Origin of the sequence: Methanobrevibacter sp. YE315, assembly GCF_001548675.1 — an archaeon.
GTDB lineage: Archaea > Methanobacteriota > Methanobacteria > Methanobacteriales > Methanobacteriaceae > Methanocatella.
Window position 1 is genome coordinate 526,593 of record NZ_CP010834.1, and the last position, 20,297, is coordinate 546,889.

The 20,297-nt window shown below is 33.6% G+C and carries 18 protein-coding genes; 9 read left to right on the forward strand and 9 right to left on the reverse strand.

Annotation, left to right across the window (positions count from 1 at the left end; translation table 11 throughout):
* Positions 1-58: 58 nt before the first annotated feature.
* Positions 59-2,656, reverse strand: coding sequence for an ATP-dependent helicase (locus TL18_RS02310; protein ID WP_067040783.1), 2,598 nt, complete (start codon positions 2,654-2,656; stop codon positions 59-61).
* Between the two features lie 294 nt (positions 2,657-2,950).
* Between TL18_RS02310 and TL18_RS02315 the strand changes: the two genes are divergently transcribed.
* Positions 2,951-3,721 (forward strand): SDR family NAD(P)-dependent oxidoreductase, encoded by a 771-nt coding sequence (locus tag TL18_RS02315; protein ID WP_067040786.1) that lies wholly within the window; start codon positions 2,951-2,953, stop codon positions 3,719-3,721.
* Positions 3,722-3,795: 74 nt separating this feature from the next.
* Complete coding sequence (locus tag TL18_RS02320; protein WP_067040789.1) at positions 3,796-4,644, forward strand: HEAT repeat domain-containing protein; 849 nt, start codon at positions 3,796-3,798, stop codon at positions 4,642-4,644.
* Here the strand turns inward: TL18_RS02320 and TL18_RS02325 are convergent, their stop codons facing one another.
* Both TL18_RS02325 and TL18_RS02330 read right to left on the reverse strand, forming a co-directional pair.
* Positions 4,645-5,472 (reverse strand): carbon-nitrogen hydrolase family protein, encoded by an 828-nt coding sequence (locus TL18_RS02325; RefSeq protein ID WP_067040792.1) that lies wholly within the window; start codon positions 5,470-5,472, stop codon positions 4,645-4,647.
* Positions 5,473-5,515: 43 nt separating this feature from the next.
* Positions 5,516-6,214: a hypothetical protein gene (locus TL18_RS02330; protein WP_067040795.1), complete on the reverse strand. Its 699-nt coding sequence runs from the start codon at positions 6,212-6,214 to the stop codon at positions 5,516-5,518.
* A 92-nt stretch (positions 6,215-6,306) separates the two neighbouring features.
* Between TL18_RS02330 and TL18_RS02335 the strand changes: the two genes are divergently transcribed.
* Complete coding sequence (locus tag TL18_RS02335; protein ID WP_067040798.1) at positions 6,307-6,786, forward strand: hypothetical protein; 480 nt, start codon at positions 6,307-6,309, stop codon at positions 6,784-6,786.
* On the opposite strand, the gene nucS is transcribed toward TL18_RS02335, so the two are convergent.
* Positions 6,783-7,565: an endonuclease NucS gene (gene nucS / locus TL18_RS02340; protein WP_067040801.1), complete on the reverse strand. Its 783-nt coding sequence runs from the start codon at positions 7,563-7,565 to the stop codon at positions 6,783-6,785. The two genes, TL18_RS02335 and nucS, sit on opposite strands and share 4 nt — an antisense overlap.
* Before the next feature lie 128 nt (positions 7,566-7,693).
* On the opposite strand from nucS, the gene TL18_RS02345 reads away from it, so the two are divergent.
* From TL18_RS02345 to TL18_RS02355, 3 genes are all read left to right on the forward strand, one after another.
* Positions 7,694-8,638, forward strand: a complete 945-nt coding sequence (locus TL18_RS02345; RefSeq protein ID WP_231483636.1) for an alpha/beta fold hydrolase — start codon at positions 7,694-7,696, stop codon at positions 8,636-8,638.
* Positions 8,635-8,910 (forward strand): DUF5750 family protein, encoded by a 276-nt coding sequence (locus TL18_RS02350; RefSeq protein ID WP_067040810.1) that lies wholly within the window; start codon positions 8,635-8,637, stop codon positions 8,908-8,910. The genes TL18_RS02345 and TL18_RS02350 overlap by 4 nt, the downstream gene beginning before the upstream one ends.
* Positions 8,911-9,036: 126 nt before the next feature.
* Positions 9,037-9,987 carry an alpha/beta fold hydrolase gene (locus tag TL18_RS02355; RefSeq protein ID WP_067040812.1) on the forward strand — a complete coding sequence of 317 codons (951 nt, stop codon included), beginning with the start codon at positions 9,037-9,039 and terminating at the stop codon, positions 9,985-9,987.
* Positions 9,988-10,013: 26 nt separating this feature from the next.
* Here TL18_RS02355 and nadA read toward each other — a convergent pair whose 3' ends face one another.
* From nadA to rnz, 3 genes are read right to left on the reverse strand one after another with little or no spacing between them, the layout of a single operon-like run.
* Positions 10,014-10,931, reverse strand: a complete 918-nt coding sequence (gene nadA / locus TL18_RS02360) for a quinolinate synthase NadA (RefSeq protein ID WP_067040817.1) — start codon at positions 10,929-10,931, stop codon at positions 10,014-10,016.
* Positions 10,888-11,706, reverse strand: coding sequence for a mechanosensitive ion channel family protein (locus tag TL18_RS02365; protein ID WP_067045343.1), 819 nt, complete (start codon positions 11,704-11,706; stop codon positions 10,888-10,890). The genes nadA and TL18_RS02365 overlap by 44 nt, the downstream gene beginning before the upstream one ends.
* A 4-nt stretch (positions 11,707-11,710) precedes the next feature.
* A complete protein-coding gene (rnz, locus tag TL18_RS02370) occupies positions 11,711-12,613 on the reverse strand; it encodes a ribonuclease Z (RefSeq protein ID WP_067040819.1) in 903 nt (300 codons plus the stop codon).
* 68 nt (positions 12,614-12,681) lie between these two features.
* Between rnz and nadC the strand changes: the two genes are divergently transcribed.
* A complete protein-coding gene (nadC, locus tag TL18_RS02375) occupies positions 12,682-13,506 on the forward strand; it encodes a carboxylating nicotinate-nucleotide diphosphorylase (protein ID WP_067040826.1) in 825 nt (274 codons plus the stop codon).
* A gap of 38 nt (positions 13,507-13,544) precedes the next feature.
* Here the strand turns inward: nadC and TL18_RS02380 are convergent, their stop codons facing one another.
* Positions 13,545-14,993, reverse strand: coding sequence for a sodium-dependent transporter (locus tag TL18_RS02380; protein ID WP_067040829.1), 1,449 nt, complete (start codon positions 14,991-14,993; stop codon positions 13,545-13,547).
* Between the two features lie 392 nt (positions 14,994-15,385).
* Between TL18_RS02380 and carA the strand changes: the two genes are divergently transcribed.
* Both carA and carB read left to right on the forward strand, forming a co-directional pair.
* The gene (carA, locus tag TL18_RS02385) at positions 15,386-16,468 is read left to right on the forward strand and encodes a glutamine-hydrolyzing carbamoyl-phosphate synthase small subunit (protein WP_067040832.1); all 1,083 of its coding nucleotides are present in this window, start codon (positions 15,386-15,388) and stop codon (positions 16,466-16,468) included.
* Between the two features lie 21 nt (positions 16,469-16,489).
* Positions 16,490-19,666: a carbamoyl-phosphate synthase large subunit gene (gene carB / locus TL18_RS02390; RefSeq protein WP_067040834.1), complete on the forward strand. Its 3,177-nt coding sequence runs from the start codon at positions 16,490-16,492 to the stop codon at positions 19,664-19,666.
* 18 nt (positions 19,667-19,684) lie between these two features.
* Here the strand turns inward: carB and TL18_RS02395 are convergent, their stop codons facing one another.
* Positions 19,685-20,278, reverse strand: coding sequence for a zinc ribbon domain-containing protein (locus TL18_RS02395; RefSeq protein ID WP_067040835.1), 594 nt, complete (start codon positions 20,276-20,278; stop codon positions 19,685-19,687).
* Positions 20,279-20,297: the final 19 nt, after the last annotated feature.

The following is a 20,297-nucleotide window of genomic DNA, read 5'->3' on the forward strand; positions in this document are numbered from 1 at the left end:
ATTATTATGGCATTGTTAATAAAAGTATTTATCATTTTTTTCTAGGATTTGATTGCACTTAATAGATGTCTTTTAATTTATCTTTTATCTGCTCAAGTATTGCCTGATGCATTCTTTTGGTAAATTCTCCTTTATCGTTCTGATTTAAAACATCTAAATAACCTTGTGAAACCAAATTAAATGCAAAAGGACTTGGAATTACCGTATCTATGGTTTTTATTTCCATTTCACCACTATCAATCATGCTAATAATTTTTAAAGCATTTTTAATGTCCATATAATCTTCCAATGACTCTCTTCTTGCCTCTTTTAAGATGGAGAAATTATCATCCATTTCTTGGACAAACTTCAGCAATATTTTTCCCCGAACCTGTTGGCGTCCCGCCGATTTTGATTCGCCCTTGTAGCGTCGCAGGGTCATCAGTGATCTTCCTGCACAATGCCTGAATCTGGATGCAAGGGTTTCAGTTTTGTTCAATGAATTTGTTAATATTGTTTCAAAATTTTCAGGATTCAATTCCCTAAATGATTCCAAACCCCCAATTTTCCCGTCTGAACTTAAGTAAAAACCATTGTCTGAAATTGATATTGTTACATTTGTATTGTATTTTTTGGCAACGACATATGCAACGGCACGGGATAGGGCATCATTCACTTTTCTTCCGAACAATGAATGGAATATTACAAATTTCCTTCCTCCAAAGCCTCTATAGTATTCTATTAACAATAGGCGATTGCTTGGAATTTTGGCGTATTTATATTGTTCAATGAAATATTCATATATGGAATTGGCTGCAAAATCATCAACATACAGATAATCGTAAATAAACTCCATAATCTCTTCCTTGCTTCTGCGGTATTCAAATTTTGTTTCCATATGGGATCTGAATTTCTGAATGTCCATTGCAAGGTCAAAGGATAATGGGAGCTGTTGTGAAAACCAGGAGGGTATTGTCGGTGGCCCTGTTGAGGGAGTAACGTTGATTGTCATTCCCTTTCCATAGTTGAATCTATAGGTTTTGCCTCCTAGAACGAAGGTATCTCCTTTTTTGAGCCGTTCCATAAAGGCCTCTTCAATTCTCCCGACAGTCTCTCCATCATATTTAACCAAAACTCCTGAACTGTCAGGTATTGTCCCAATATTTGTTGAATATAACATTCTGGCAAGTTTTCCCCTTTTCCCAAAGGTGTTTTGCTTATAGTCAATCCAGATTTTTGCATAAACATATCTTTCTTCAAGTTCAGGGTATTCTCCCGCCATATAGCTCAGCACGTCTTCATAATCGTCTCTTGAAAGATTTTTATAGCAATAGCTTTTTCTAATGACATCAAATGCATAGTCAATGTCCCAGGGGTTTTCAATGCTCATTCCGTAAACATGCTGGGCCAGCACATCCAAACAGTTTGTTGGAATGCTTATTTTATCGATTTTTCCTTCTTTGGCATTCTTAAGCAAAACAGAGCATTCCACTAAATCATCCCTGTTTGTAACGATTATTTTTCCTTTTGATTTTTCATGCAGTTTGTGTCCGCTTCTTCCAATTCTTTGAAGGGCTCTTGCAACAGATTTTGGGGAGTTGATTAAAACAACCAAATCTATGTATCCAATATCAATTCCAAGTTCGAGGGAAGTTGATGAAACAACAGCTTTCAATTCCCCTTTTTTAAGCTTGTTCTCAGTTTCTAACCTGACTTCTTTTGAAAGTGAGGAGTGATGGGCCATTATGTTTTCATTATTGTAATTCATTGGATACATTTTCTTTAAGTTATAAACGAAACGTTCAGTTCCGCTACGGGTATTTGTGAAAATCAGTGTTGTCTTATGTTCCTGTATCAAATCGTCAAGTAAATCATACATTCCCAGACGTGTATCCTCTTCATCGGCCAGTACAATGTCACTGACTGGACACATCACTTCCATGTCCAATTCCTTTAAATAGTTCACATCGACGATTTTGCAGCTTCTTTCAACGCCGTATTCATACCCTACAAGAAATCTTGCAACTTCTTCAAGGGGGCTGACAGTTGCAGAAAGGCCAATTCTTGTATATTGTCCAATCAGATGTTGCAGTCTTTCTAAAGTTAAGCTTAAATGAACTCCTCTTTTGTTTTCGGCCAATGAATGGATTTCATCAATTATGACATATTTCACGCCGCTTAATTTTTCCCTGAATTTTGGAGCTACAAGCAAAATTGATAGGGTTTCCGGTGTTGTAATTAGTATGTGAGGCGGTTTTTTAAGCATTTTCTGTCTTTGATATTGGGTTGTATCTCCTGTTCTGACAGCTTTTCTTATTCCCAATTCTCGGTTGGCTATTTTTTCAATTCCTTCAAGAGGATCGTCTAAATTCTTTTCAATATCGTTGTCTAATGCTTTCAGCGGTGAAATATAGATGCAATAAACCTTATCTTCTAGTTTATCCTTTTCTGCCAGTTCAGTCAACTCGCTTATAACGGATAAAAATGCGGTCAATGTTTTACCTGAACCTGTTGGGGATGATATGAGAATATTATTTTTTTTATGGATATCAATGATTGACTTTTTTTGGGCGGGGGTAAAATCTTCAAATTGGGAATTAAACCATTCTCTAACCCATGGATGGAGGATTTTAAAAATCTGTTTTTTAGAATAGCTTTTTGTTTGTTCTTCAATCATTGTATCATCTGTGTTTTTTCCGGTACTATTAAATTTTTAAGTTATATTATTTAATTTTATTTTTAGAAATTTGTTATTAAATTTTGTTAATTATTTATTAATTTTTTTGATTTACCAAACCTTTTCAGATATTTATTATCACTTTGTTTATTTTTTTATTGAATATTCTGCATTATTTTTATATTTAACAGAATTTAATTCGCATATCTTCGAATTTGATTAAATAAAAATAGTTAAATACTAAAATTTTTAATATAATTTATTATAGGCATTATGCCTAAGGTGGTATAAAACATGAAAAACTATTTCGATATTAAAGACAAAGTTGCAGTTGTAACTGGTGCTTCTTCTGGTCTTGGTTGGCAAATTGCTAAAGCATATGCAAGTCAAGGCGCTAAATTAGCATTATTTGCAAGAAGAGAAGAAAGATTACTTGAAAATGTTGCCGAAATTGAAAAAGAATTCGGAACTGAAGTAATGTATGCTGTCTGTGATGTTGGTGATTATGATAGTATCACTGCAGCTGTTGCAAAAGTTATGGATGCTTATGGAAGAATTGATATCTTAGTTAACGCAGCTGGTATGGGTAACAACAAAATGGTTACCGATCAAAGCAATGAAGAATGGGAAAGACACATTCACATTGACTTAAGTGGTGTTTACTACATGTGTAAAGCTGTCGGAGAAATCATGATTGAACAAGAATACGGTAAAATCATTAACATTGGTTCAATCCACTCCAGAGTAATCTTCCCTGGTGGAGGAATCAGCGCATACTCCTCAGCTAAAGGTGGAGTAATGAACTTAACCAAAAACTTAGCTGTTGAATGGGCTAAATACAACATTACTGTAAACGCTATTGGTCCTGCAGTATTCGAAACCGAATTAACTGTAGATTCCATTGAATTACCTGGATTCATGGATCTTATTGCTGCATACTGTCCTGCTGGCCGTTTAGGTAAACCTGGTGAATTAGACGGTATTGCTATTTACTTAGCATCTGATGCATCCAGTTTCTGTACAGGTCAATTAATCTGTATTGACGGTGGTTGGACAGCTATTTAGATAAGAGATTTTTTCTCTTATTTTTTTCTATTTTTTTTAAAAGATTATATATTCTTAAAATCTAACTTATTATCATGTCTAATTTAAGTTTTGAAGAAGCTATTAACAACTTATCAAGTGATGATGTTAAAGTTAGAAAAGAAGCTATAGAATCATTAGTTGGAATTACTGATGAATCAGCTATTGAACCATTAATTAAAGCTACTACTGATGATAATGCACAAGTCAGATTCAAAGCAGCTGAAATTTTAGGTAATATGGGTGATGTAGCTGTTGATAAACTAATTGAAGAATTTAAAAATGCTAGTGGTAAAGATAAAAGATTTTTAGCATTTGCACTTAAAGAAACTGAAGATAAAAAAGTCATTCCTTATTTTGTTGATGCAATCGATGATGAGGATTTTGGAGTTAGAAAAGTTGCTGTGCGTGCTTTAGGTGAACTTCAAGCTGCTGATCAAATAGATTCAATTGCAAAATGTCTTGAAGATGAAGATTGGGGTGTTAAATTAGCTGCAATTCAGGCATTAGGTGATTTGGCAACCGATGAATCAATTAAATTAATTAAAGATGCGCGTAAGGCTGAAGATGATAAGGACTTTAAAAAGTCTTGTAATAAGGCCATTAAAAAGGCTGAAAAAAGACAAAAAGCTAAGGCATCTGGTGAATCAATAGTAAAACTTATTCCTATGAGCACATTGAAAGAAATGGAAAAAACCAATCCTCAAAAGGCGATTAAGGAATATGAACGTTATGTTGAAACAAAACAAGCGAAAGATGTTCCTTATAAAAGATTATGTGTTTTGTATAGGAAAGCTAATGACTATGACAATGAAGTAAGAGTCTTGGAAACAGCAATGGAAGTTTTCCAAGGAAATGATAAAAAATTGGCTTATTTCGAAAAAAGACTGAATAAAATGAAATAACTATTTTTTAATAATTTCGTAAAGATCTTCTCTTTTATTTTTTAAAAGCGGAAGTTCTTCCCTTATTTTTTCTATTTCACTTAAATCTATTTCAGATATAATCAAACTTTCTTTTTCATCGGTTTCAGCTACAATATCTCCCCAGGGGTCTGTTATAATTGAATGGCCGAAACTGTGATAACTTGCATCTTCGTTCAATGCTGGTGCAACGCCCACGCAATAAACCTGATTGTCCAATGCTCTGGTTTTAAATAACAACTCCCAATGGGCGGGGCCTGTTGTCATATTAAATGCTCCAGGGTAGAACAATATCAATGCACCATTTTCAACCATAATTCTTGCAAGTTCCGGAAAACGAATATCATAACAGATTCCAATACCTATTTTTCCAAATTCAGTATAGGCAATTGTGAATTCATTTCCGGCAGTCAAGACGTCGGATTCCTTGAATGTGATTTTATCTTTAACATCAATATCAAAAAGATGCATTTTCCTGTGTTTTGCAATAATATCTCCTTGTTTGTCAAAAAGGTAACTTGTATTGTATAGGTTTTCACCGTCCTTTTCAGGAATTGAACCCGCTAAAATATATACGTTATTCTTTTTGGCTAAACGTGATATTTTATCTAAAGTAAAACTGGTATCTTCTTCTTCACCATATTCTATGAACTTGTCATTTGAATATGGGCAATTAAACATTTCGGGAAGAACGATAAAATTAGCATTGTCAGAAACACTTTTTTCAATCATTGATGTAGCTTTTTTGATGTTTTCTTCCTTGTTATCAACTACATTCATTTGACAAAGTGCAATTTTAATTATTGTCATTGTAACACTTTAAAAAATAGAAATAAGTATGATTAAATCATACTTAAACAATATCTGCGGAATTAATCATGGTATTAATGTCATCAGAGGTGATTGCATTAATGGATTCACCACTTATCTTAAAGACATATAACTTACCATCACTAAACATTGAAACATATCTGGTATAGTTTCCATCAGCATTTTCTAAAATCATATTTGATGAATTTCTTCCGTCTAAAGTGATTGTTTCAACGAGATTTACGTAATCGCCACTTCCTTGAGCACTGGTAATTCTTTCTTGAGTTATTTCTTTCAAGGATGAATAGTCACTAGTGACATTATAATGTTCTATAGTAACATTATTCTGATTTTTGAAGAATATAGCTCCAGGATGGCTTTCATCGGTTAAATTAATCTCTTCCCAATTTCCAGGATGTTTAAATATAAAGTCTCCTGCATTATATTCAACTAAATCGTTAGTCTGGATTGGTGAAGATTCATTATTGGATCCAGTAAGTACAATTCCACAAATTACAATTAAAGTTATAAGCAATATGATTCCAATAATAAGTTTATTCTCTTTTAGAATTTCAAGTGTGCTTTCATCATTTGAGGATTTTTTGATTTTCACTTCTTCTTTTTGGAAAATATCTTCTCTTTTAGGGGTACTGACTTTTTGTTTTGGGAATTCGTATCCACAATTTCCACATATAGGAGCACCATCATAACTAGGATTTCCACATTCAGGACATTTCTTCACAGCTTAACCTCCCTTCAAATTTACATTTATTATTTGCTATATTTATAATAATGTTTTTATTATTATAAAAATATATTTATACAGGTGGTAGTATGAGTGATGAGGAAATAATTAAAGTTAATGATATAAATTATGCAATTTATAAAATAGGCAAATGGGAAAACGATTATGAAATCAATCAAATTGGTTTGTCAAATGAGATTCCTGTTACTAAATCAACTTTAAATCATGTAAAATGGTCTATGGATGAAATTAGAAGTTCAAAATTCGCCCTTTCAGATAAGGAAGTTAACGGTTTTATAGCCATCTCATTTCATTTGAATCCAAAAATCCAGGAAATGGATGTGGATGATGTAATTGAGCTTGAAGAAAAGGAATATAATAATATCCTGGCGGAATTGAATAATTTGGAGTTATTGGATGAAGATGACTCAATTCCTTTAAATGGTGAGGATTATCTCATTTATAAATTAGAAAAGGACTGCCATGTAACTAAATCAACTCCTGCCAATGAATTTACACGCCAGTTCCATAATGATGAATTGAAAAAAATAGAAGATGCATTGAATTAGAATGCATCCAGTGTTACTTTTTTATCCCTTTTCAGTTCTCGAGGAGGTTCAATTGATACAAATTCAATGCCTTCTTCCTCAATTAATTCCAAAGCGTCATCCATGATGGATGGTGCAACAAGCAGACCACGTATTTTCTTTTTTTGAGCTTTGCATTCTTTTAAGTAGTCATTGTCAGTATTTTCCAAATCCTGAAGATATCTTCTAAGTTGTTTGACTGCCGCAACTCCAGCTTTACGCGCTTTCAACTCAAGAACCATCAGGTTATTGTCACTGTCCTTTCCCAAAATGTCTATAAAACCATGCTCCACACTATATTCGCGGGTGGTGGGGGTGAAACCTTCTTCAATCAAATGAGGTTTTTCCATTATCATGTCGCTCATGTCTTTTTCATATCCGGCCTGTTCAAGCTCTTCAAAGTCCTCGATATTTGCATAGCTGATGAATTGAATTTGTCGGATTTCCGCGGTTAGCAACTCCTTAGGTGTTCGCCTGTGGCTTTCCAAAAATAGGTTTTCATTTTTAATATAGCTTCTAGTTCTTGATTTGGGTGGTTGCCAGTTTACAGGTTCCACTTTCTTTTCCTGATGTATTAAAAAGGCTCCATCCGGTTTTATCATAATTATGCGTTCTCCCCAATTGAGTTCGCTTAATGCCCGTCCTTCATAGTTTACTTTACAGCATGCAAAAATTATTATTGTTGCTTTTTTACGCAGTGCATCTTGGACTAGTTCATAAGCATCTTCACAATTAGGTTTTTCTAAAATTTTATATTTCATCACAATAACATTGTTGAGTTTAATTTAAATATTTTGTTTTTTAAAATTTCTATTAGATTGGAATTTCGTTTGGGGGAATTAAAATTTACGATGAAGAATACCTTGAAAGTAAGAAAGAGTTTTATACTATGGAGTCATTTGAATTTGAAAATGGAAAGGTGTTAAATGATGTCACTGTTGAATATATGACATTTGGAACTCCAAAATATGATGAACAGGGCAAACTGAAAAACGTAATTGTTTATAATCATGGTTCTCTAGGAAATTATGCGTCGATGAAGAAAATTTTTCCGGTAGCTTTTAAAGGCGGTCCTTTTGATGAAGAAAAATTCTTTTTCATTTCTATTTCAGCATTAGGTTCTCCAGGTTCATGTTCCCCATCAACAACAGATTTAAAAAACAAGTTCCCCAAATATTCTGTTCGCGATATTGTCAATTTTCAAAAGCAATTCTTAAAGGAAAAATTCAATATTTCCCATATCTTGGGCATCATCGGCAATTCAATGGGTGGTTTTGTAGCTTTGACACAAGCTATTGAATATCCTGATTTTTCTGATTTTGTCATTTGCGGTTTAAGTACTTATAAGGTTGCCGGACATGATTATATCCTTTCCAAATTTGTAAATGAAATAATCGAGTCAGATCCGGATTATGCAAAAGGTGAATTGACTTATTCATTGATCAGGACATTGAGGATGGCTTGCTTGGCTGAGTTTAATTTCGGACTTTCAAAAAAGGCTTTAAGGGAAATGTCAAATGTTGAACTGTCAAGCGAATTTGAAAACTTTGGAAATGAATCCATTGAAGTGGATATCTATGATTTGAAGTATTGCAATGAGTGTTGTATGAATTATGATGTTGAAAGTGATTTGAATAGAATAAAAACCAAAGTTTTAATCATTGCATGCAATCAGGATCCGCATTTTCCTCCGGAATTTGATGCGATTCCTATGTCTGAATTGATTGAAAATTCTGAATTGATTGTAAGAGATTCTGATTTGGGACATTTGTTTTTCAGTGATTTGGAAAGCATCTGTTATGAACTTAAAGAATTCATGGACGGATTTTCATGATTGTTAATATAGTGGATTATGGTAAAGTTGACGAGAAATATTTTGTAACTTATGATGTTTTAGGATTAAACCCCGATCAGGTCAATTTTTTGGATAGTGAACTTGAAGAGGAAACTTCAATTGAAGGGGAAAATTTGAAAATCACAATGTATTTTAATAGGGAATTGTATCCGTTTCAAAGTGATATTGCAAAATTTAGATTGCAGGATTTCATTTCCCGTGAGGAAATAGAAATGAATGTTTTTCTATCTAGTTTTTTAGAGGAAATGTAATTCATTTATTTTTTTTTAAATTTTTTAATTTTTATTCAATTTCGAATATTTTATATAATTTTAATTATACAATTATTAATTGGTTGTGGTATTATAAATTTTAATATTAATCACGGGAATTACGTAATGGAATCCTTTGAATTTGAATCAGGTGATGTTCTTGAAAATGTTGATGTGGAGTATAGAACAAAGGGGATTCCTAGATTTGATGATGAGGGCAATATTACAAATGCAATTATTTTTTGCCCAACTCTTAAAGGAGGGCATTCTGTTTTAGCTAAATTTCAGGAGTATTTAAAAAGGCATGGTAATTTTGATGATGATGAATACTTTTTCATAACAGTTATCTCACTTGGGGTTCCGGATTCATGTTCACCGTCAAGCACTGGTTTGAAAAATAATTTTCCAAAGTATACATTCTTAGATTGTGTTAATTTTAAAAAACAGTTCTTAAAGGAAAAATTCAATATTACAAACATTTTCGGTTTATTGGGTGAAGGAAGCGGTGGATTCGAAATTTTCACATGGGCGTGCGAATATCCCGACGATATGGAATGGATTATAGTTTTAAACTCATCATTTAAAACTAGTGGTTATTTTTATATTTTTGTTAAATGGGTTAAATCATTAATAGAATCCTCTGATGATTTTAATTCAGGAGGGTATGATGTATCATTATCCAATTTAGTTGTTTCCATTAATATTCTATTGTTTTCAGGGTATTTGTCAAGAAATATTATTTCCAATGCATCAGTTGATGAGCTTGATGTTTTGATTGATGATTTTGTTGACGAAGGATTATACACGGATATTTATGATTTTAATTCGCATAATGACTGCATTGCAGAATATGATGTTGAAGATAAGTTATCCAATATTAAAGCAAAATCATTATTTATTGGAGCGCATAATTATTTATTTGTTGATGTAGATAAGGATATGCTTCCTTTGAAGGATTTGGTTGATAATTCTGAAGTAGTTTCCATATATCCTAATCAAAACCATTATTATGAAGAAGAAGATTATTTTGATGGGGTTAATGCAATAATCTCATTTTTAAATGAATTTAAAAAATAAAAAAAGTTATGCTAGTCTGGGACTAGCTATTTTGATGCATTTAGCATATGCTCCACTGCTTTTCTAGATTTGTCCGCTACTTCTTTAGGTAAAGTAACTTCCGGAGCCTCATTTATAAGGGAATCCCTTATTTTTTCCAAGGTGTGGAGTTTCATGGTTTTACAGATTGCTCCTTCAAGTAAAGGATATAACTTTTTACCCGGAACTTCTGAGTTGATTCTTGTAATCATGTCAATTTCAGTTCCGATTACGAACTCTTCCTTATCGCTTTCAGCGATATGCCTTAGCATTCCGCCGGTTGACATTACAACATCACATGCCTTTTGGACTTTCATGTCACATTCTGGGTGGCAGATTATTTCAGCATTAGGGTATTGTTCTCTTTTAAGTTCGACATCCTCTACATGGAATAATCTGTGAACATAACAGTGCCCGTCGCTAGGAACATGGATGATTTCTTTATCAAGCTTGTCAGCTACATGGTTTCCCAAGTTTTTGTCAGGTCCGAACAATATTTTATCATGAGGCAAGCTTTCAGCAACTTTAACCGCATTGGCTGAAGTGCATAAAGTGTCTGCATGTTGTTTAGCTTCAGCAATACTATTAACATAAAGAATCACGCCAGCATCAGGATGTTCCTCTTTAGCTTTCAATAACACGTCTTCAGGTAACATATGGGCCATTGGACATTCCGCTTCTAAAGTAGGTATCACAATTTTTTTATCAGGATTTAATATAAATGCGGTTTCAGCCATAAAGTCCACACCACAAAATACAACTAAATCCTTGTCATCGATTTCAGAAGCTTTTATGCATAATTCCAAGGAATCCCCGAGGAAATCTGCAATTTCCTGAACTTCTTTTGGCTGGTAATTGTGTGCAAGTATTATTGCGTTTTTTTCATCTTTCAGTTTTAGTATTTCTTCTTGAATGGTTTTGGTCATCTTTTTCACCCATATAAATATATTTTCTAATCTCGTTAGCGATTACTACTGCATATTTGTCTCTATCGGCAATTATTAATCTGCGTCTGTCTTCACCATCATAATCTTTTACCCAAAAGGATACTTTAACTTTGATTTGTATAAAGCTAGCTTCCTTTGCATAAACATAAGGTCTTGGATTTTTAGACAGTTCGTCATAACTTTCAATTCTCTTAATAATATACTCTCTAAATTCCACAGCATCAACATTTAAAGGCAATCCGACTATAAGGTCAACACGACGTAGTTCATCGGATCTAAATTCAAGATACCCCGCATTTGTTAATATGGAGTTTGGAATATGAGCCTTAATGCCCAAAGTATCAATTATAGTTGTTGTTCTAATGGAAATTTTTTCAACAGTTCCTTTCTTGCCATCAGTTTCAATGGTGTCTCCAACTTTAATGCTTTTGCCAAGTATTAATATGATTCCTGAAAATAAATTGGAAATAATGTCTTTTGCTGCAAAACTCACTGCAATACCTACAATACCTAAACTCAACAATGTTCCTGGAAGGTTTATTCCAAAGAACTGTAGAATTATCATTAATGAAAGGAAATAGATGGCGCAGGTTATAATGTCTTTCAGGAGGTATGCTACAGTCATGTCATTTTCATAGGTTTTCCTTCTTTTCATTAAATCTGTGAAAAGTTTTGTTGTGATTTTAGTTCCAATAATGATAATCAATATGTAAACTAAAACCATTGGATCGTTTTTGAGTAGTGGGATGTTCATAGTATCATTTAAGTTCAATTTCCATTAAATCGTAAGCAATTTTTGTATTTTCAAAAATTTCTTGTGCTTCATTCAATATAATCTTAGATAATTCTCCATTATACCGTGTGCTAATGTGGGTTAATATTAATTCTTTGCAATTTGCTTGCTTTGCAACATATGCTGCGTCTGCGGCTGTTGAATGCCCATGCTCTTCTGCATTCTCTTCATCCTGCCTGGTGAATGTTGATTCATGGATTAGAAGTGTACTGTCTTTTGCAAGGTCAATCATTTCCTCACAAGGTTTGGTGTCTCCGGAATAAGTGATTTTAATTCCTTTTCTAGGTTTTCCCAGGACCTGCTCGGGTTTGATGATCTTGCCGTCAATTTCAACTTCTTCCCCATTGTGCAATTTACCGAAAAGCGGACCTACCGGAACTCCCAACTCAATGGCTTTTTCTCTCAAAAACCTTGGTTTTTTCTTTTCTTCAATTGAATATGCAAGAGCGGGGACATTATGTCTGACGGATTGGCATTTGATAATGTATTCCTCCGTTTCTTCAATGATTCCAGGCTCTATTTCAATAAATTCTAGAGGGTATTCATATTTGCAATATCCAAAGTCGAATATTGCATTTCTAACTTTATCCAATCCTTTAGGACCATATATTGTTAATTTTTTTTCCCGGCCATGCAGTCCCAAGGATTGCATGAGTCCCGGAAGACCTAAAATATGATCCCCATGATAATGAGTGATAAATATCTTAGAAATTTTCATAGGACTTACTTTTGTGTGAAGCATTTGTCTTTGAGTTCCTTCTCCACAATCAAATAGCATCACATCTCCAAATGCTTTAACAGCAATTGAAACGTGATTTCTCTCTTTCGAGTGAACGGCTGAAGAAGTTCCTAAAAATATTATTTCCATATAATCACTTGTATTTTATATTATAAGTTATATATTTAAATATATTATTAAATTGTTCAGGTGATTTTTTGGATAGAATAATAGAATATATGCTTGAAGAAGATAAAGGATTTGGAGATATTACTTCCGATGCTGTTGTAGAAAAAGGCATGGAAGTTAATGCATATATTATTTCAAAAGATGAAGGTATTTTAGCTGGAATGAATATTATTAAAGAGTTATTTGAGGAACATGGAGTTAAAGTCACATTCTGGTTAAGTGACGGAAGTGAAATTTCAAAAGATGATTTGTTAATGTCTGTTAAAGGAGATGCCCGGACAATTCTGCTTCTTGAAAGGACTGCACTTAATTTATCCATGAGAATGAGCGGGGTGGCCAGTGCAGCTAATTATTATGTAAATTTAGTTAAGGATTATGATGTAAGAATTGCTGGAACTCGCAAAACTTCGCCAGCAATAGCTAAATTTGATAAGTATGCTTTAAAAGTTGGCGGTGCGGATACACATCGCTTTAGTTTAGATGACATGGTTTTAATTAAGGACAACCATATTGCCCTGTGCGATTCTCCATTGGATGCGCTTTTAAAAGCAAAGGAAACCACCAGTTTTTCTAAAAAAATAGAAATCGAAGTTGAAACTCTTGAAGATGCCATTGAATGTGTGAAAAACAGGGCGGATATTGTCATGCTCGATAATATGGATGGTGCTGAAGTTAAAGAGGTTATTGATGAGCTTGAAAAACTTAATATTCGTCAGAATTCCTTGATTGAGGTGTCTGGAGGAATCACTGAAGATAATATCCTTGACTATGTTGAATATGGTGTGGATATTATTTCAATAGGTGCTTTAACCCATTCATCAAGAAGTTTAAATTTTAGTCTTAAAATGGAGTAGGCTCATATTCCTAAAGATAATTTTTGCTTTTAAGTCTATCAGTCAGCTTTAGGATTTAATTTTGTCAATAATACTGAAAATCCAACGACAATAATGGTAATAATTAAATCAACAGCTATTTCAAGTGATCCAGAATTATTAAATAAGTTTATGGTCCCGTTAAGCCAGAATGCAATTAGAAATATTGGCAATAGATATTTTATTATGAAAACCCAAGTCTTTCCAACTTTTATGGTTGAGAATTCGTTTAGAACAGGTATTAATTTTTCAACACCATAGAACCATCCGAAAATAATGGCCTGAACCCCAATTAAGATTAGTATTCCAAAATTGTTTACAAATTCATCAACAATTCCAACCAGATAACTGCCGATTCCTGTTGAAAAAATAATGGAACAGACACCGGCGATAATTACCAATATTGTCACACCTTTGCGGCGATCCCATTTGAATTTATCACACAATGATGAAAGTAAAGGCTCAAATAATGCGAAAGCGGATGTAAAACCTGCAATCAATATGGATATGAACAGTAATGGTGCTAAAATGTGGCCCATTATGCCCATTGAATTGAAAACTTCTGGGAATACGATGAATATTAAACCGGTACCTTCACTGATTAATTCATTTATAGGTATTGATGATGTAAATGACATGTGTCCAAGTATTGAAAAGGTTCCGATAGCTATGAAAATCTCGTATAAAGAGTTTGTGATAACTACAAGCAGCACTTCGTCAACTAATTTTGAATTTTTAGGCAAATAAGTTGCATAAGTGTAAACCATTGCCTGACCTATGCTTAAAGAGAATATTATCTGTCCCAATGCCGCAAGCCAAATGTTAATGTCTAAAAGAGATAACCAATTAGGCCTCAGCAATGTTTCTATTCCTAAATAAGCTCCGGGCAGTGTAAAAGAATAAATGAATATGAAAAGCATGATAATAAATAATAAAGGGATTAAAATCTTGGATAATTTTCCAATTCCATCGTTAATGTCGCGATAAGTTATAAACCAAAAAACGGCCCATAATATTAATGTACAAAACAATGTAAGCAGGATTAATGTTGTGGATTTTGTTAAATCAGAGCTTCCTCCAACAGATGCTGTAAAAAATGAAGCGGGATTATTTCCCCATCCATAATTGAAACTATTCAATAAATATGCGAAATCCCAACCTAAAATAACCATATAGTAGATTACAACGATAAATACGAATAATACCAATGCCCATGCAATCATTTCAAATTCGGGACGTAGGGAATACATCAATTTCGAGAAACTTCCTTTAAAACTAAACCCTAACCCATATTCTAAAATTAAAAATGGAATTCCCATTATCAGAATTGCAATAATGTAAGGGATAAAAAAAGACCCTCCACCATTGGAATATAAAACATAACTAAATCTCCAGATATTTCCAATTCCAATTGTAAGGCCAATCATTGCTAAAATGAATGTCAAAATAGAATTCCACTCTTGTTCCATAGTTTTACCTTTTGATTTTTATAAAAATCAAATAACTCCAAGTATCCTTTGTTATTTTAAAGAAGTTAATACTTTAACGGATTATTCATTCCATTGCCACATTACCATTAAACGGATAATCGAAATTAACTGATTTTCAATTAATAGATTTATAAAAAATGATATATATTTTTTTAAAATTTGAAAAAATTTTGACTTTCAATGGGATTCCGGTTTTGTTTAACTTCATTTCTTTTTAAAAAGTATTCAATTATTGAAAAATAATTTTCGGTTATTTGAATTTTTTTTCTAAAAAATCCGATTTTTTGTTAAAAAACAAACTTTAATAATATAGTAAAATAAAATATATTAAAGATAGAAAGTAATTTTATATTTTTTATGATGGTGATTTAATGGTGAAAATAGCTAAATTAGCTTTAGAAGATGGTACTATTTTAAAAGGTGAAGCATTCGGTTATGAAACCACTAAATTGGGAGAACTTGTTTTTTCCACAGGTATGGGTGGTTACACTGAATCCCTAACAGACCCGTCTTTTAAAGGAGAAATCTTAATGTCCACTTACCCATTAGAGGGAAATCATGGTGTAAGTGAAGAGTGGTATCAGTCTGATAGAATTCAGGTTGAAGGATTTGTTTGTCGTGAGGTCTGTCGCGAAGTTTCCAATTTCGGGCCTCAAAAAACATTGGATGAATTTTTAAACGAATTTGAGACTCCTGGAATTTGCGGAATTGACACTCGTGATTTGACACTTAAAATTCGTGAAAGAGGTTCACTTAAAGCAGCAATAACAACTGAAGATATCCCTGATGATGAATTGCTTGAAATGGCACGTGCACAACCAAGTATTGAAGAAAGGGATGTTGTGCCTTTGGTGTCCACTAAAGAAATCAAAGTTTTCAATGAGGATGCAGACAAGAAAGTTGCTTTAATTGACTGTGGTGTTAAAAGGAATATTATTAACTCATTTTTAGAAAGAGACATTGGTGTGATTTTATTCCCATATGATACTGATTATAAAACCGTTTTAGACTATTCACCAAATGGATTAATGATTACATCCGGACCTGGAAATCCGGATAGGGTAACTGAAACTATTGAAACAATGAAAAAGTTATCAAACAGATTGCCGATTTTTGGTATTTGTATGGGTCAGCAATTAATCGCAAAATCTTTCGGAGCAAGATCTTATAAGATGAAATTTGGGCACAGAGGTGAAAATCAACCGGTTAAAGATTTAAAAACTGGAAAAGTATTCATCACATCACAAAACCATGGATTTACCATTGATAAAGAATCATTAAAAGAAACTGATTTAGTTTTAACCCAAATTAACTTAAATGATGGAACTCCTGAAGGAATTTCACATAAAGAATTACCATTACATTGTATACAGTACCACCCTGAAGCAGGTCCTGGTCCAAATGATACAAGAAGCATTTTTGACGAATTTAATCAAATGATGGATGATTATTAAAAAATTTAATGAGGATTACATATGCCAGTTGATAAAGATATTAAAAAAGTATTAATTATTGGTTCTGGACCTATTCAAATCGGACAAGCGGCTGAATTCGATTATTCAGGATCACAAGCATGTAAATCACTAAGAGAGGAAGGTATTGAAACAGTGCTCGTTAACAGTAATCCAGCTACAATTCAAACAGATCTTGGAATGGCAGATACTGTTTATACCGAACCGTTAACTCCAGAAGTAGTTGCGAAAATCATAGAGGAAGAAGATATAGATGCTATTTTACCAACCATGGGCGGACAAACAGGATTAAACATAGCAACAGGTCTTGGAGACTTAGGATTATTGGAAGGAATTAAGGTCATAGGTTCTGATGTTCAAACAATTAAGGATGTGGAAGACCGTGACTTATTCGCTAATCTTATGGAGGAGATTGGTGAGGAAATTCCAAAATGTCAAGCTGTTGAAAGTGTTGAAGGAGCACTTGAAGCTGTGAAAGATATTGGTTATCCTGTCATTGTAAGGCCGGCATTCACATTAGGTGGAACCGGTGGGGGAATAGCTCACAATGAAGAAGAATTGATTGAAATTGCAAACCATGGTTTGGATATGAGTTTCATTAATCAGGTTCTAATTGATGAATCAGTTCTAGGTTGGAAAGAAATAGAATTTGAAGTAATGAGGGATAAGGAAGACACCTGTATCATTGTATGTACTATGGAAAACATAGATCCGATGGGTATTCACACAGGAGACAGTGTTGTTGTTGCTCCTATTCAATGTCTATGTGATGAAACCATTCAAAAAATGCGTGACGCATCAATTAAGATTATCCGTGCATTAGGAATTAGGGGCGGTTGTAACATTCAATTCGCATTAAACCCTGAAAATGATGAGTATAAGGTTATTGAAGTAAACCCTCGTGTATCAAGAAGTAGTGCGCTTGCGTCAAAAGCAACAGGTTATCCTATTGCTAAAATTTCCTCAAAAGTCGCATTGGGCTTAACCTTGGATGAAATCAAAAACGACATTACAAAAGAGACTCCTGCATCATTTGAACCTGCTATCGATTATGTGGTTATTAAAATTCCAAGATGGCCGTTTGATAAGTTCAAAGGCGTAAGTCGTGAAGTCGGAGTTCAAATGAAAGCGACAGGGGAAGTAATGGCTATCGGAAGAACTTTTGAAGAAGCATTCCAAAAAGCGCTAAGGTCTCTTGACATGGGCTTTGACGGGTTTGAATATGTGGAATGGTCTAAAGAAGACTTGGCAGACCCTACTGACATTATCTATTTCCAAATCTATTCAGCCATTAAGGATGGAATGGATATTGATGAGATAAGAGAACTTACAAAAATTGACAATTTCTTCTTATACAAAATTAGAAACATCGTTAACTTTGAAAACGATGTCACCGCTGAAAAATTAAATGATGAGGCTTATTTAAGAAAAGCAAAACAATTAGGATTTTCCAATAAGAGATTGGCTGACCTATCAGGCCAAACCGAAGAGTATGTCAGAAACTTGCTTTCAAGATACAATATTAAACAATCCTATAAGATGGTTGATACCTGTGCTGCTGAATTCGAAGCTAAAACCCCTTACTACTACAGCAGTTATGATGTAGGTAATGAACTTGTATCCACCAATAAGAAAAAGGTCGTAATTCTTGGAGCAGGACCAATCAGAATTGGTCAGGGTATCGAATTCGATTACTGCTGTGTCCATTCATCTTTAGCTTTAAAGGAAGATGGAATAGAAACAATTCTAATTAACAACAACCCTGAAACCGTAAGTACCGATTATGATATTTCAGATAAACTGTTCTTTGAGCCGTTAACCTTTGAAGACGTAATGGGTGTAATTGAACAGGAAAAACCTGATGGAGTTATTGTACAATTCGGTGGTCAGACATCTATTAATCTAGCAGTTCCATTAGCTAACGCAGGTGTAAAAATATTGGGAACTCCATATGAAAGTATTGATAGAGTAGAAGACAGGGAATTGTTCGCTGAACTTTTAGAAAAACTACACATTCATCAAGCACCATATGGAACAGCTAATTCATTTGAAGAAGCAAAAGAAATTGCAGAAAAAATCACATTCCCAGTATTGGTACGTCCATCATATGTAATTGGTGGAAGGGCAATGGAAATTGTTTATGATAATGTGGAGCTCGAAGAATATATGAAGGAAGCTGTAAAAGTATCTCCGGAACATCCAATTTTAGTGGATAAATTCTTAGAAGATGCAATTGAGCTTGATGTAGATATTCTATGTGACGGTGAAGACGTATTTATTGCAGGAATCATGGAACACATTGAAGAAGCCGGTGTTCACTCAGGAGATTCTGCATGTGTAATACCTCCTCAAACCATTCCAGAACATATTCTCGACACTATTCGTGAAAATTCAACTAAATTAGCTCTTGAATTAGATGTTAAAGGTTTAATGAATATTCAATATGCAGTAAAACTTGATGAGGAAATGGTTTACATCATTGAAGCTAACCCTCGTGCAAGTAGGACAGTTCCGTTCGTAAGTAAAGCTATTGGAGTGCCTCTTGCGAAAGTTGCAACTTGGATTATGCATGGCGCTAAATTGAAGGACTTTGACTTAACCAAAGAAATTAAAATAGACCATGTTGCCGTTAAAGAATCAGTATTCCCATTCTTGAAATTGCCTGAATCCGATACAGTGCTCGGACCTGAAATGAAATCTACCGGTGAAAGTATCGGTATAGATGAAAGCTATGGAATGGCATTTTACAAATCACAACTTTCAGCAGGAATGGACTTGCCTAAAGAAGGTAAAATATTCATAAGTGTTAAAGAGTCTGACAAGAAAAAAATCAGACCTATTGCTGAAAAAGCAGCTAATTTAGGATTTGACATTATGGCCACTGACGGTACTGGTGATGCTACTGGCCTTGATTCAGTTGAAAAAGTATTGAAAGTATCCCAAGGTTCCCCTAATATTAGGGACGCCATTTTAAACAATGAAGTTGATTTGATTATCAACACTTCTGAAGGTAAGCAATCAGCTAAGGATGGTTATATCATTAGGCGTTTAGCTATTGAACTCGGTATACCTTACGTTACTACATTAGCTGGTGCAAGAGCTGTTTTGAATGCTATTCAAGCTGTTCAAAATAGTGAAATCAATGTAAAATCTTTAAATAGATATGTAGATGGAGAATGATTTTTCTCTATCCTTTTTTTATTTCTTGAATAGGTATTCTTCAATATTAATACCACATGAAGGACATTCTTTTTCGCCGATTTTTAATTTGTTTTTACATTTAGGACAATAATTTAATTGAACTTTATATTCTTTTGTCGGATCAATAATAATGTAAACGTCCAATCTTTCAGTAATGTTTGTTTTTAACACGGATTTGTCCCATTGATTGTCCATTAACAGTTTTTTATAGTAGAAAGCTTCGGTCATGGTGTCATAATAGCCTATAATTTCATCACTTTTCTGAATGTAGAATTTGCGAAGTTTATGATTGAAAAGGATTTCACCTTCCCTTTCCTTTTTGTTGACTTTGGTTCCTTTTATTCTTCCTTTCGGACGCCTTTCTGGAAATGGGGGTAGTTCCATATTTTCATATTTATTTTCCAAATCACATTCGACAAGCAGATCATAGTCAAAATTACAAAAAAATAGGGCGTCTCTTTCATATAGCGCATCAGATAATTTACTAAATTCCCCATAATCTTTATTATTGTATTTAACTCGGTATACATCACCGGTTTTCACAATATTTCTGTAGAAGTATCTTATTTCTTGGGAGTTAATAGAAATCACCTTGGCGGTTTAAAAAAGA